Raw genomic sequence first — 13,219 nt, 5'->3', positions numbered from 1 at the left:
TCCGTCCGGTTAAAATAGCGGTCTTATTCACAACCCTTAGAGGGAATCCATGAGCGATATCGAACTGCGTGTCAAAAAAATCATTGCTGAACAACTCGGCGTTGAAGAGTCTCAAGTGACCAACGAAAAAGCCTTTGTGGCCGATTTGGGTGCTGACTCCCTGGACACAGTGGAATTGGTGATGGCATTGGAAGATGAGTTTGGTATTGAAATTCCAGACGAAGATGCCGAAAAAATCAACACCGTGCAAAACGCGATTGACTACGCGTTGACCCACAAAAAAGCCTAACTACTAGGAACACCGCATGAGCCGTCGTCGCGTCGTCGTGACCGGTCTAGGCTGTATCAGTCCCGTGGGTAACACGGTGGCTGACGCTTGGGCCAATCTTTTAGCTGGTAAATCTGGCATTGCCAACATCACGCGTTTTGACGCGTCTGGCATCAATTGCCACTTTGCTGGTGAAGTAAAAGATTTAGATCTTGACCAATACATCCCTCCAAAAGAGGCGCGTGCCATGGACAAGTTCATTCATTACGGCATTGCTGCGGCGGTGCAAGCGGTTCAAGACTCGGGCCTTGCCACTGGCGCAGACCTGAGCGAAGAAGAAGCGACGCGCATTGGCGTCGTGATCGGCTCTGGCATTGGCGGCTTGCCGCTGATTGAAAGCATGCATGATGAAATGCTGGCCAAAGGCGCACGTCGCATTTCGCCTTTCTTTGTGCCAGCGTCCATCATCAACATGATTTCTGGTCACGTGTCCATGCGTTACGGCTTCAAAGGCCCTAACTTGGCCGTGGTCACAGCGTGCACCACAGGCTTGCACAGCATCGGTGAAGCGGGCCGTCACATTGAGTACGGCGATGCCGACGTGATGATTGCTGGCGGTTCTGAGGGCTGTATGTCGCCCTTGGGCGTGGGTGGCTTTGCCTCCATGCGCGCTCTGTCGACGCGCAACGACGACCCAGCTACCGCCTCACGTCCTTGGGACAAAGACCGCGACGGCTTCGTCTTAGGCGAAGGTGCTGGCGTCTTGGTGCTCGAAGAGTACGAACACGCCAAAAAGCGTGGTGCAAAAATTTACGCAGAGTTGGGTGGCTACGGCCTAAGTGCCGACGCTGGCCACATGACTGCGCCCAATATGGACGGCCCACGCCGCGCCATGGTCAGCGCCATGCGCAATGCGGGCGTCAACGCCGACCAAATCGATTACCTGAACGCACACGGCACATCCACACCGTTGGGTGACATCAATGAAACCAATGCCATCAAAGCGGCTTTGGGCGATCACGCCAAGAAGACCGTGGTCAATTCCACCAAGTCGATGACCGGTCACTTGTTGGGTGGCGCTGGCGGCATTGAGAGTGTGTTCACGGCTTTGGCGATCTATCACCAAAAGAGCCCACCCACCATCAACATCTTCAACCAAGACCCCGAGTGCGACTTGGACTACTGCGCCAACACAGCGCGCGACATGAAGATCGATGTAGCCCTCAAAAACAACTTCGGATTTGGTGGCACCAACGGCGCGTTAGTTTTCAAACGCGTCTAAGGCTTTCGCCATGCACAACGCCCCATCGGTTTCATATCCGGTGGGGCGTTGTGCTTTTCAGCGTTGGCTATATGTATTTTTGATGGTGTTGACGCTGGTCGTACTGTTGGCTTGGGTGTTGAGCCTAGGTTTGACTTTTGTCTGGTGCGCGGCTGCCATTGCCGCGGCAATGGGTGCATTTTTGGGCTGGCGTGCGCTTGGCCAGACAGCCACGCTCACTTGGGATGGTCAGGTCTGGTGCTTGCATGACCAAGACCTAGGTCATGAAGATGCGTTGGGTGAGGTGCATGTGGTGCTGGACGTGCAAAAAGCCTTGCTTTTACGCTGGCTACCCGCATCTGACACACTGAATATGAAACCGCAGTGGTTGTGGGTGGGCTCGCAAAGCGCTGACAACCGTTGGCAAGATTTACGTTGCGCTGTGTATCAGCGCACGAACAGCTGATGAAGGAAAAAACATGGCACGTCCATTGGTATTGAAACGCTCGGTCTCTCTTGGCTTGTTGTGCGCCGCGCTATGGGCCACTGGCTTGCAAATGGCTTTGCTACAGCCAGCCGCAGCACAGATTGTGAAAGGCTTACCCGATTTCACCGAGTTGGTCGAGCAAGTCGGTCCCTCGGTGGTGAACATTCGCACGCTAGAAAAAGCAGCGGCGCGTGACGCCCAAGGCAACGAGCCTGATGCCGAGATGCAAGAGTTCTTCCGCCGCTTCTTTGGCGTGCCCATGCCCACGCCCAACACCCCCAATGCGCCGCGTCAGCAGCGCCCCAACCGTGGCCAGCCAGAAGAGGCGCAGCCCAAAGGTGTGGGCTCGGGCTTCATTTTGTCAGCCGATGGTTTTGTGATGACCAATGCACATGTGGTCGATGGCGCAGACCAAGTGATGGTCACCTTGCCCGACAAGCGCGAGTTCAAAGCGCGCATCGTGGGCCTAGATAAGCGCACCGACGTGGCTGTGGTGAAGATTGATGCCACAGGTTTGCCTGCGGTGAAGATCGGCGATGTGAGCCGCCTCAAAGTCGGTGAGTGGGTCATGGCCATTGGCTCGCCCTTTGGCTTGGACAATACCGTGACCGCCGGCATCGTGAGTGCCAAGCAGCGCGACACGGGTGACTATTTGTCGTTCATCCAAACCGATGTGGCGATCAACCCTGGCAATTCGGGTGGCCCGCTCATCAACATGCGTGGCGAAGTGGTGGGGATCAACAGCCAAATCTATTCGCGCTCGGGCGGCTTCATGGGCATCTCATTTGCCATTCCAATTGATGAAGCTGTGCGCGTGAGCGAGCAGCTGCGTGCCACGGGCAAAGTGCAGCGCGGTCGTTTGGGTGTGCAGATTGACCAAGTGAACAAAGAAGTGGCCGAGTCCTTGGGTTTGTCCAAAGCCCAAGGCGCTTTGGTGCGCGGGGTAGAGCAGGGCTCGCCTGCCGAGAAGGCCGGTTTAGAGCCGGGCGACATCATCTTGAAGTTCGAAGGTAAAACCATCGAGAAGTCCACCGACTTGCCGCGCATGGTGGGCAATACCAAGCCAGGCACGCGCAGTGCCATTCAGGTGTGGCGACGTGGCAGCCTCAAAGACATGCACATCACCGTGGGTGAGTTTGAAGCGGATAAGCCTGTGAAGAAGGCGGCTGCCGAAGAGAAGCCCCAAGCCGGCACTGTGACCAAGGTGCTTGGCTTAACGGTCAGTGAGATGACCGATGCATTGAAGAAAGAGCTCAAGCTGCGAGGTGGCGTGCGTGTGGATGCAGTGGCTGAGCCAGCAGCGCGCGCTGGCATTCAAGAGGGCGACGTGATTTTGGCCTTGGCGAACATCGAAACGCCCAATGTCAAGACTCTGGAAGCATTGACCGCCAAGCTCGACCGCAGCAAGCCTGTCAGCCTGTTGATCCGTCGAGGCGAATGGGCGCAGTACACGGTCATACGTCCTGTGCGTTAAAGCCCTTTGCACCAGTCGGGAATACGGGCGTTTACAAATTATTTTTGCGGCCTTAAAAATACTTTTTAAGTTGGTGCTTGCTAACTTAAATAAAGTGTTCAAGCCCTTTTTGTATAGAATCGAGAGGCTGAATGCGCTTTTGCGATATATCGCAAGCCCAAAACTCCACGATACGGGATTGGTTGACTGACTCCACAGGTGCTCCACAGATCACCCACAAGTTGTCCCAAATCCCCTTTGTCAAAATGTTAATAAGTTGTGGATAAATTCATGTTGCGAACCCGCAACGAGGCCCCGGTCGTGTTGAGACCGCTGTGCAATTCGGGGTTTCTGCCTACAATGAATGTCCGACTTATGCAGTTGCCATTGCTTGTTGGTTCTGGGCGCGTCAGCACATGACGCGCCCTTTTTTCTTGGTGCTCTCCCTTTGAATTCAATCACTTAAGTGCTCCCGTTGATGAACAACATCAGAAACTTCTCAATCATTGCCCACATCGATCACGGCAAATCTACGCTGGCAGATCGTTTGATTCAGCGTTGCGGTGGGCTTGAAGAACGCGACATGTCCGCGCAAGTTCTTGACTCGATGGACATCGAAAAAGAGCGTGGGATAACTATCAAAGCACAGACCGCTGCGCTGCAATACAAAGCGAAAGACGGTCAGATTTACAACCTGAATTTGATCGACACACCGGGTCACGTTGACTTCTCTTATGAGGTGTCGCGTTCCCTCTCTGCATGCGAAGGCGCACTGCTGGTTGTCGATGCCAGTCAAGGCGTGGAAGCACAAACCGTTGCCAACTGTTACACCGCACTCGACCTCGGTGTGGAAGTGGTGCCTGTGCTCAACAAAATGGATTTGCCCAATGCAGATCCGGAGAATGCGAAAGCAGAAATTGAAGACGTGATTGGCATTGATGCCACTGACGCTATTCCATGCTCAGCCAAAACAGGCTTGGGCATTGATGAAATCTTAGAAGCCGTGGTCGCCAAAATGCCGCCACCACAAGGCAACAAAGACGCACCGCTGCGAGCCATGATCATCGACAGCTGGTTTGACAGCTACGTCGGCGTGGTGATGTTGGTGCGTGTGGTCGATGGACGCTTGGGCAAAGGCGAGCGTTTCAAGATGATGGCCACAGAGGCCGTCTACAACGCTGACAACCTCGGCGTGTTCACTCCCGCCAACGAGCCACGTCAGTCGCTTGAAGCCGGTCAAGTGGGCTACATCATTGCGGGCATCAAAGAGCTGCAAGCCGCCAAGGTGGGTGACACCATCACCTTAGAAAAGAAGCTACCCAATAACCTTGGGCCCGCCGAGCAAGCTTTGCCTGGCTTTAAAGAAATTCAGCCCCAGGTGTTCGCGGGTTTGTACCCCACCGAAGCCAACCAATACGATGGCCTGCGCGACGCGCTGGAAAAGCTCAAGCTCAACGACGCGTCTTTGCAGTACGAGCCCGAAGTCTCACAAGCGCTGGGCTTTGGTTTCCGCTGCGGTTTCTTGGGCCTGTTGCACATGGAAATCGTGCAAGAGCGCTTAGAGCGTGAGTTTGACCAAGACCTGATCACCACCGCCCCCAGCGTGGTCTATGGAGTGAAGATGCCTGACGGCGAAGTGGTCATGGTGGAAAACCCCGCCAAGATGCCTGACCAAGGCAAGCTGCACGAAATCCGCGAGCCCATCGTCACAGTGCACCTGTATATGCCGCAAGACTATGTGGGCGCCGTGATGACACTGGCCAACCAAAAGCGCGGCGTGCAAATGAACATGGCGTACCACGGTCGCCAAGTCATGCTCACCTATGAAATGCCATTGGGCGAAATCGTGCTCGATTTCTTTGACAAGCTCAAATCGGTCTCACGCGGCTATGCATCGATGGACTATGAGTTCAAAGAGTACCGCGCGTCTGACGTGGTGAAGGTGGACATCTTGTTGAACGGCGAGAAGGTCGATGCTTTGTCCATCATCGTGCACCGCACACAAGCTACTTACCGTGGCCGTGCTGTGGTGGCCAAGATGCGCGAAATCATCAGCCGTCAAATGTTTGACGTCGCGATTCAAGCGGCCATTGGCTCCAACATCATTGCGCGTGAGAGCATCAAGGCTTTGCGTAAAAACGTGCTGGCAAAATGCTATGGCGGCGACATCAGCCGCAAACGCAAGCTGCTTGAGAAGCAAAAAGCAGGTAAGAAACGCATGAAGCAAATTGGTTCAGTCGAAGTTCCGCAAGAAGCCTTCTTGGCCATCTTGCAGGTGGAGGATTAATGGCTACGTTGACCGCATTCGTATTGGCAGCCTTTGTGGGCTACGCTGGTTTTTGGTACGTGGGCATGATCGAAGGCAATTTTGCCTTGCTCATGTTCATGGCCACCGTCGTCACCGGTATTTACTGGCTGGCTGAGCAGTTCTATTTCTTGCCTCAGCGCAAAGCTGCAGCCGAAGCGCTGCAAGCACAAGCCGACAAACGCACAGCCGAGTTGCATGCCCAAGGCATCACCCAAACCGATGTGAACGTGGCGCAGGCCAAAGAGCGTCTGTACATGCAGCCTTGGTGGCTGGATTGGACAGCAGGGTTGTTCCCTGTCATCGCCGTGGTGTTTGTGTTGCGCTCATTTTTGTTTGAGCCCTTCAAAATTCCATCGGGTTCCATGATTCCCACCTTGCATGTGGGCGACCTGATTTTGGTCAACAAGTTTCACTATGGCGTGCGTCTGCCTGTGCTCAACACCAAGCTGACCGATGGCAACCCTGTGCAGCGCGGCGATGTGATGGTGTTTCGCTACCCACCCAAGCCTAGCTTGGACTACATCAAGCGTGTCATTGGCGTGCCCGGTGATGAAGTGGCTTACCTCAATAAGCAACTCACCATCAACGGCCAGCCAGTCACCAAAGCACCGCGCGCTGACTTCTTTGAGCAAGACAGCATGCGCTACATCACCCAATTTGAAGAAAAGCTGCCTTTGGGCTCGCAGCCTTCCGAGATGACCGGCGTGCGCACCCACAACTTGCTGAATGACAAAGACCGTCCTTCGTTCATTCCAGGCGCGGAAGACTTCGCTTTCAAAGACAACTGCCAATACACCGTCGAAGGTGTGACCTGCAAAGTACCTGCGGGCCATTACTTCATGATGGGCGACAACCGCGACAACTCACTCGATTCGCGCTACTGGGGCTTTGTGCCGGAGAAAAACATTGTGGGCAAAGCCTTCTTTGTTTGGATGAACTTTGGCAGCCTCTCGCGCATCGGCGCATTTCAATGACATCACGCGTGCGCTCAGACCGACCCAGCCCGTCTCAACAACAGATCCTTGAGACGCTCCAAGCGCGCTTGGAGTACACGTTTCAAAACCCTGCCTTGCTCACGCAGGCGCTGACGCACCGCAGCTTTAGTTCTGACCACTACGAACGCTTGGAGTTTTTGGGCGACTCGGTGCTCAACTTGGCTGTGGCCAATTTGCTTTACCAACGCCTCAACACCTTGCCCGAGGGCGACCTGTCGCGCGTGCGTGCCAACTTGGTCAAGCAAGACACGCTGCATCACTTGGCGGTTGATTTGGGGCTATCGGGCATCCTGCGCTTGGGTGAAGGTGAGATGAACTCAGGAGGCCAAAAGCGCCCCTCCATCTTGGCCGATGCCTTAGAAGCGGTGCTGGGTGCGGTTTACCTTGACGCAGGTTACGTGGCCGCAGATGCTTTGGTGCAACGCATCTTTGCCAAGGTTGAAATCAATCCCGACATGCAAGCCGTGGGCAAAGACGCTAAAACTGAATTACAAGAATGGCTGCAAGCACGCAAGTTCAAGCTGCCCATCTACCGTGTGGTGGGCACCTTGGGTGCCGCGCACAAACAAACCTTTGATGTGGAATGTGAAGTTCCAGAATTAGCCCGCTGCGAGCGTGGCATTGGCGGCTCGCGCCGCGCAGGAGAGCAAGCCGCCGCAGCAGCCATGCTCCAAGTGATTCACGACAACGGGCTCAAATAATGGCGACCACTCCAAACAACGAACAATCCCTCCAAGACATCGATGCCATGCTGGCTGCCAGCAAAGGCAACCGTGTGGTGGCCAGCCAAGCGGCGGTGGCTCCGGCTGACCAACGCTGCGGCCTGATCGCCATCGTGGGTAAGCCCAACGTGGGCAAATCGACCTTGCTCAATGCTTTGGTGGGTCAAAAAATCAGCATCACCTCACGCAAGGCGCAAACCACGCGCCACCGCATCACGGGCATGCACACCGAAGGCGCGTCGCAGTTTGTGTTTGTGGACACGCCCGGTTTTCAAACCATCCACGGCAACGCCTTGAATAAGTCACTCAACAAAACCGTGCAAGGTGCGGTGGGCGATGTGGACTTGGTGGTGTTGGTGGTCGAAGCGGGCAGCTTCACACCCGCCGACGAGCGCGTGCTGTCGCTGTTGGCCAAAGGCATTCCCACACTGTTGATTGCCAACAAACTCGACACGATGAAGAACCGTGCCGACATCATGCTGTGGCTGCAAGCCATGCAAGAGCGTCATCCCTTTGCTGAAATCGTTCCCATGTCGGCCAAGAACGACAAAGATGTGCAGCGCCTCTTGGGCATTTGCGAAAAGTACCTGCCCGAGCAAGCGTGGATGTACGCCGCCGACGAGCTGACCGACCGCAGTGAAAAGTTCATGGCTGCCGAAATGGTGCGCGAAAAATTGTTCCGCCTCACCGGTGATGAATTACCCTACACCTCGACCGTCATCATCGACAAGTTCGAAGAAGAAAAGGGCAAGACCAAAGGCGTCAAACGCTTGGTGCGCATTGCCGCCACCATCGTGGTGGAACGCGATGGCCACAAAGCCATGGTCATTGGCGACAAGGGTGAACGCTTGAAGCGCATGGGCATGGAAGCCCGCACCGAGCTGGAAAAACTCTACGACGCCAAAGTGTTCTTAGAGCTGTGGGTCAAAGTGCGCTCGGGTTGGGCCGACGATGCAGCGCGGGTGCGTAGCTTTGGCTACGAGTAAATCCAGCACCTTCACAATGACGCGGGGCATTCCCCGCATTCAGGACGAGCCTGCGTTCGTGGTGCACCGCTACGACTGGAGCGAGTCCAGCCTGATTTTGGAAACCTTCACCCGCCACTTTGGTCGAGTGGCTTTGGTGGCCAAAGGCGCTAAAAAACCCACCTCCAACTTTCGCCCCGTGTTGCTGCCTTTGCAGCCGCTGTACGTCAGCTATTCGGGTGATGCCGAAATTCGCACCTTGAAGGGCGCAGAGTGGGTGGGCGGCCACATCATGCCCACGGGTGAGGCGCTGCTGTCGGGCTACTACATCAACGAGTTGTTGCTGCGCTTGTTGGCGCGTGACGACCCGCACCCCAGTTTGTTTGACCTCTACCGCCAAGTGGTGCAAGTGCTGGCCTCGGGCCACGAGGGCACGATAGCCCCCGCGCTTCGCGCCTTTGAACTGCTGCTGTTGCGCGACATCGGATTTTTGCCCGAGCTCAACGCCCAAACCCTCACGCTTAGCCCTTTGCAGCCCGACGCCTTGTATGTGCTGGTGGCTGAAGGCGGCTTGCGCACCCACAACGCGCAAGACCGCACGGGTTTGGCGGGCAGCGTGTGGCTGCAGCTGCACGAGAGCCTGTCTACAGACGCGCCATTCACCGCCACGCTGCGTTTGTGTGCAGAGATGCCCCCAGAGCAACGCAACGCCTTGCAGGGCCAGCTACGGGCCTTGCTGCACTACCATTGCGGGGTCAAAACACTGCGCACGCGGCAGATGATGATTGACCTGCAATCCCTTTGATTTACGCAATGTCCAAACACACACAAACAGCCCTGTCGGTCAATCTCAACAAAGTGGCTTTGGTACGCAACACGCGCCATTTGGGTATTCCCAGCGTCACACGCGCAGCCACGCTGTGCTTAGAGGCGGGCGCTGCGGGTATCACCGTGCACCCTCGTCCTGACGAGCGACACATCCGCGGTGGTGATGTGCATGACTTGGCGGCTTTGTTGAAAGCTTGGCCCGACCGCGAGTTCAACATCGAAGGCAACCCGTTTCACAACCTGATGGACTTTGTGCGCCAAGTGCGCCCCCATCAAGTGACCTTTGTGCCCGACAGCGAAGGCCAATTCACCAGCGACCACGGCTGGACCTTTCCGCAAGACGCCGAGCGCTTGAAGCCGCTCATTGACGAAGCCAAAGCTTTGGGTGCGCGCGTGAGCTTGTTCATGGACCCCATCCCCGAAGCGATGGCTGCTGCCAAAGCCGTGGGCGCTGATCGCGTGGAGCTGTACACCGAGACCTATGCTTCGGCCTATGGCACACCCAAACAAGCAGAGGTACTGGCCGCCTTTAAAGCCACTGCCGAAGCCGCCTTGGCTGCAGGCCTTGGCATCAATGCCGGCCACGACTTGAGCCGCGACAACTTGCATACCTTCCTCACCAACGTGCCCGGTGTGCAAGAAGTGTCGATTGGACACGCACTCATTGCCGATGCGCTAGAGATTGGCTACACAGAAACGGTTCGCGCGTACAACGCGTGCATGCCGCAGGCTTGAGGCGACGCATGATTTACGGCATCGGCACTGACATTTGCGACATTCGCCGTATCCGTGCGTCTTTAGAAAAGCACGGCGAACGCTTTGCGCAAAAAGTGCTGAGCGACAACGAGCTAAAAACCTACCGCGCCCGCAGCGAACGTTGGCCCGAGCGCGGTGTGCGCTATGTGGCCACACGTTTCTCGGCCAAAGAGGCCTTCAGCAAAGCCATTGGGTTGGGCATGCGCATGCCCATGACGTGGCGCTTGTGCGAAGTGGCCAAGCTGCCGAGCGGCCAGCCCACCATCGTGCTGCACGGCGTGCTCAAAGAATGGTTTGAAGCCAAAGGCCTGAGCGCCCACGTCAGCGTGAGCGACGAATCCGACTACGCCACCAGCTACGTGGTGGTTGAAACACACACCGCCTAAGAACATTCGATTTATGTCTCATCACGCACCTCTCATTCTTGACATCGCTGGCACTCAGCTCACCGCCGCTGACCGCAAGCGTTTGAAGCACCCGCTCACAGGCGGCGTCATTTTGTTTGGCCGTAACTGGGCCAACCGTCAGCAGCTCACTCAGCTGTGTGCCGACATCAAGGCCGTGCGCTCTGACTTGCTCATTTGCGTAGACCACGAAGGCGGGCGCGTGCAGCGCTTTCGCCAAGATGGCTTCACGCACATCCCACCCATGCGCGCCTTGGGCGAGCTGTGGGTGAAAGACAAAAAGGGCCAACCCGGCAGCGGCGCAATGGCCGCCATGGACGCCGCCACTGCCAGTGGCTATGTGTTGGCCAGCGAACTGCGCGCCTGCGGTGTGGACTTCAGCTTCACCCCCGTGCTCGACCTCGACCATGGCGAGAGCGGCGTGATTGGCGACCGTTCCTTCCACCGCGACCCACGCGTGGCCACCACCTTGGCTAAAAACGTCATGCACGGCCTGTTGTTGGCAGGCATGGCCAACTGCGGCAAACACTTTCCAGGCCACGGCTTTGTGAAGGCCGATTCACATGTGGACATACCCTTCGACAAGCGCAGCCTCAAAGCCATCTTGGCCGACTGCGCTTTGCCTTACCAATGGCTCACCACCACGCTCACCAGCGTGATGCCCGCGCACGTCATCTACCCCAAGGTCGATGCCTTGCCCGCAGGCTTCTCGCCCCGTTGGTTGCAAGACATTTTGCGCGGTCAGCTGCAATTCAATGGCGCGATCTTCAGCGACGATTTGTCGATGGAAGGCGCACGCCGCATCGAAGGCCGCTCGGTCAGCTTTGCCGAAGCCGCGGTGGCCGCACTCAACGCAGGCTGCGACCTTGTGCTCTTGTGCAACCAAAGCATCGGCGATGGCCATGCGGTGGACGAGATGCTGGAAGGTTTGACCGAACGCCTCGTTAAAAACCAATGGCACGCCAGTGACGCCAGCGAACAACGCCGTCGCGCACTACTGCCAAAAACTTCGCCGCTAGCTTGGGACGCGCTGATGACTCACCCCGCATACTTGCGGGCTTTGGACCTGTTGCCTTAATTCGCACGCACGTTCACCACCATCCACGAAAGCTCACATGGCAACGCCCAATTACAACTACGAAAAACGCCAACGCGAGTTAGCCAAGAAGAAGAAAAAAGAAGAAAAGCTGCGCGAGCGCGATGCCCGTAAAACATCACCCGACGGTGAGTTTGGCCAGAACCCAGACATGGATGCTGAGCCAGACCACAGCCAAACCCAAACCCAAAACCCAACACCAGACGGCGAAGCACCCGCCGCCGCCTCAAGCCAACCTTGATTTTTAGGAGTTCAGCCATGTTTCCATCACGTCGTCATTTGGCCGTTTTAGCCTTGGCCTTGAGCTGTGGCTTGGCCGCGGCGCAAAACGCCAAACCCATCAAGCTGATGGTGGGCTTCCCGCCCGGCGGTGGTACCGACGCGGTGGCTCGTATCTTGGCTGAAAAACTCAAAGACGAGTTGGGCACCCCAGTGGTGGTTGAAAACAAACCCGGCGCGGGTGGCCAGTTGGCAGCCCAAGCCTTGAAGGCCGCACCTGCAGATGGCACGGTGTTGTTCCTCTCGCATGACCACACCATTTCCATCTTGCCCTTGGTGGTGAAGAACCCAGGCTACGAGCCCTCGAAAGACTTTGCACCCGTGGCAGGCTTTGCTACCTTTGTAAACGCCTACGCTGTGTCGGGTGGCACGCCTGCCAAGTCCTTCACCGAGTACGTGGCGTGGGTTAAAACCCGAGGCGGCAAAGGCGCGGTGGGTATTCCTGCACCGGCTTCGACGCCCGAATTTTTGGTCAAAGTAGTGGGCGACAAATTCAAACTCGATTTGGTCTCTGCGCCGTATCGCGGCAGCGCACCCATGATGGCGGACATGTTGGGCAACCAAATTGCCGCAGGCGTGGGCTCAGTGCCTGACTTCATCGAGAACCACAAGGCTGGCAAAGTGCGTATCGTGGCCGTGTTGGGTGCCAAGCGCCAAGCCGCATTGCCTGATGTGCCCACCTTTGCAGAGTTGGGCCTGATCGGTTTGGATGACATGCCTTATTACGGCATCTTCGCGCCTGCAGGCACACCGCAGGCCAGCATCAACCACTTCGGTGCAGCCTTGTCCAAAGTGTTGGCCATGCCTGATGTGCATGACCAGCTCACCAAAATGGGCCTGACCGTGGGTTACATGAACTCACATCAGCTCGAACTTCGCGAACGTGCCTACACACAGGTGTGGACCAAGCTCATCAAAAACAGCGGCTTTCAGCCCCAATAAAACATGGCAATTCCTTGGCTCTCCGCACTCAAAGTCATCCCTTGGGGTGACGTTATTTCTCATGCACCTACCGTGCTTGAAAAGGCCCGCGATCTGATGTCTCGAAAGTCTGCCGACGCAGCGCCGCAGCCCATGGCCACGCCCAACGCGCACGACGAGGTGCCGAGTTTGGGCGAGTTGAAAAACCGCTTGCTCACAGTCACGATGCAGATTGACGAACTGCAACAACGCCAAACACAACTCACGCAAACCGTGAGCGAGCTGGCCGAGCAAAACGCGGCCTTGGTGTCTGCGGTCAGCAGCTTGCGCCAAACGGTGCGTTGGATGTTGGGCGGTTTGGTTTTGGCTTTTGTTGGCGTGGGGGCGCTGGTACTTAGAACATATGTTTAAGAACGTACATCTAAGCGCGCACGTCTAAGCGCCCACTCACCAACGAGCGCACAACAAAAACGCCG

The 13,219-nt window shown here is 56.4% G+C and carries 15 protein-coding genes; all 15 read left to right on the top strand.

All coding sequences use genetic code 11. From position 1 onward, the window contains the following. Positions 1-49 precede the first annotated feature (49 nt). Positions 50-289 (top strand): acyl carrier protein, encoded by a 240-nt coding sequence (gene acpP / locus RMR24_RS03235; RefSeq protein ID WP_104801359.1) that lies wholly within the window; start codon positions 50-52, stop codon positions 287-289. Positions 290-305: 16 nt separating this feature from the next. Beyond that, positions 306-1,550, top strand: a complete 1,245-nt coding sequence (gene fabF / locus RMR24_RS03230; RefSeq protein ID WP_310613659.1) for a beta-ketoacyl-ACP synthase II — start codon at positions 306-308, stop codon at positions 1,548-1,550. A gap of 10 nt (positions 1,551-1,560) precedes the next feature. Continuing rightward, complete coding sequence (locus RMR24_RS03225; protein WP_310613658.1) at positions 1,561-1,995, top strand: disulfide bond formation protein B; 435 nt, start codon at positions 1,561-1,563, stop codon at positions 1,993-1,995. A gap of 91 nt (positions 1,996-2,086) precedes the next feature. Beyond that, positions 2,087-3,490 carry a DegQ family serine endoprotease gene (locus RMR24_RS03220; protein WP_405023302.1) on the top strand — a complete coding sequence of 468 codons (1,404 nt, stop codon included), beginning with the start codon at positions 2,087-2,089 and terminating at the stop codon, positions 3,488-3,490. A 457-nt stretch (positions 3,491-3,947) separates the two neighbouring features. Further along, complete coding sequence (gene lepA, locus RMR24_RS03215) at positions 3,948-5,756, top strand: translation elongation factor 4 (RefSeq protein WP_310613656.1); 1,809 nt, start codon at positions 3,948-3,950, stop codon at positions 5,754-5,756. Beyond that, positions 5,756-6,751 (top strand): signal peptidase I, encoded by a 996-nt coding sequence (gene lepB, locus RMR24_RS03210; protein WP_310613655.1) that lies wholly within the window; start codon positions 5,756-5,758, stop codon positions 6,749-6,751. Before lepA ends, lepB begins: the two co-directional genes overlap by 1 nt. Beyond that, positions 6,748-7,473, top strand: coding sequence for a ribonuclease III (rnc, locus tag RMR24_RS03205; RefSeq protein WP_310613654.1), 726 nt, complete (start codon positions 6,748-6,750; stop codon positions 7,471-7,473). Before lepB ends, rnc begins: the two co-directional genes overlap by 4 nt. Continuing rightward, entirely contained in the window at positions 7,473-8,480 is a 1,008-nt protein-coding gene (gene era / locus RMR24_RS03200) for a GTPase Era (RefSeq protein WP_310613653.1), read from the top strand. Before rnc ends, era begins: the two co-directional genes overlap by 1 nt. A 16-nt stretch (positions 8,481-8,496) precedes the next feature. Then, on the top strand, positions 8,497-9,264 hold the full coding sequence (gene recO / locus RMR24_RS03195) for a DNA repair protein RecO (protein WP_310613652.1): 768 nt from the start codon (positions 8,497-8,499) through the stop codon (positions 9,262-9,264). Between the two features lie 8 nt (positions 9,265-9,272). Next, entirely contained in the window at positions 9,273-10,022 is a 750-nt protein-coding gene (locus RMR24_RS03190; protein ID WP_310613651.1) for a pyridoxine 5'-phosphate synthase, read from the top strand. 8 nt (positions 10,023-10,030) lie between these two features. Continuing rightward, entirely contained in the window at positions 10,031-10,429 is a 399-nt protein-coding gene (gene acpS / locus RMR24_RS03185) for a holo-ACP synthase (RefSeq protein ID WP_310613650.1), read from the top strand. A gap of 13 nt (positions 10,430-10,442) precedes the next feature. Further along, on the top strand, positions 10,443-11,525 hold the full coding sequence (nagZ, locus tag RMR24_RS03180; protein ID WP_310613649.1) for a beta-N-acetylhexosaminidase: 1,083 nt from the start codon (positions 10,443-10,445) through the stop codon (positions 11,523-11,525). A 37-nt stretch (positions 11,526-11,562) separates the two neighbouring features. After that, positions 11,563-11,784 carry a hypothetical protein gene (locus RMR24_RS03175; protein WP_310613648.1) on the top strand — a complete coding sequence of 74 codons (222 nt, stop codon included), beginning with the start codon at positions 11,563-11,565 and terminating at the stop codon, positions 11,782-11,784. A 17-nt stretch (positions 11,785-11,801) separates the two neighbouring features. Then, positions 11,802-12,764 (top strand): Bug family tripartite tricarboxylate transporter substrate binding protein, encoded by a 963-nt coding sequence (locus RMR24_RS03170; RefSeq protein ID WP_310613647.1) that lies wholly within the window; start codon positions 11,802-11,804, stop codon positions 12,762-12,764. A gap of 3 nt (positions 12,765-12,767) precedes the next feature. Then, the gene (locus tag RMR24_RS03165) at positions 12,768-13,154 is read left to right on the top strand and encodes a hypothetical protein (protein ID WP_310613646.1); all 387 of its coding nucleotides are present in this window, start codon (positions 12,768-12,770) and stop codon (positions 13,152-13,154) included. The last annotated feature ends 65 nt before the right edge of the window (positions 13,155-13,219 follow it).

This window comes from Limnohabitans sp. (assembly GCF_031539105.1).
Classification (GTDB): domain Bacteria; phylum Pseudomonadota; class Gammaproteobacteria; order Burkholderiales; family Burkholderiaceae_C; genus Limnohabitans.
Note: the sequence above shows the minus strand (reverse complement) of the source record. Positions and strands in the feature narration are given on the sequence as shown.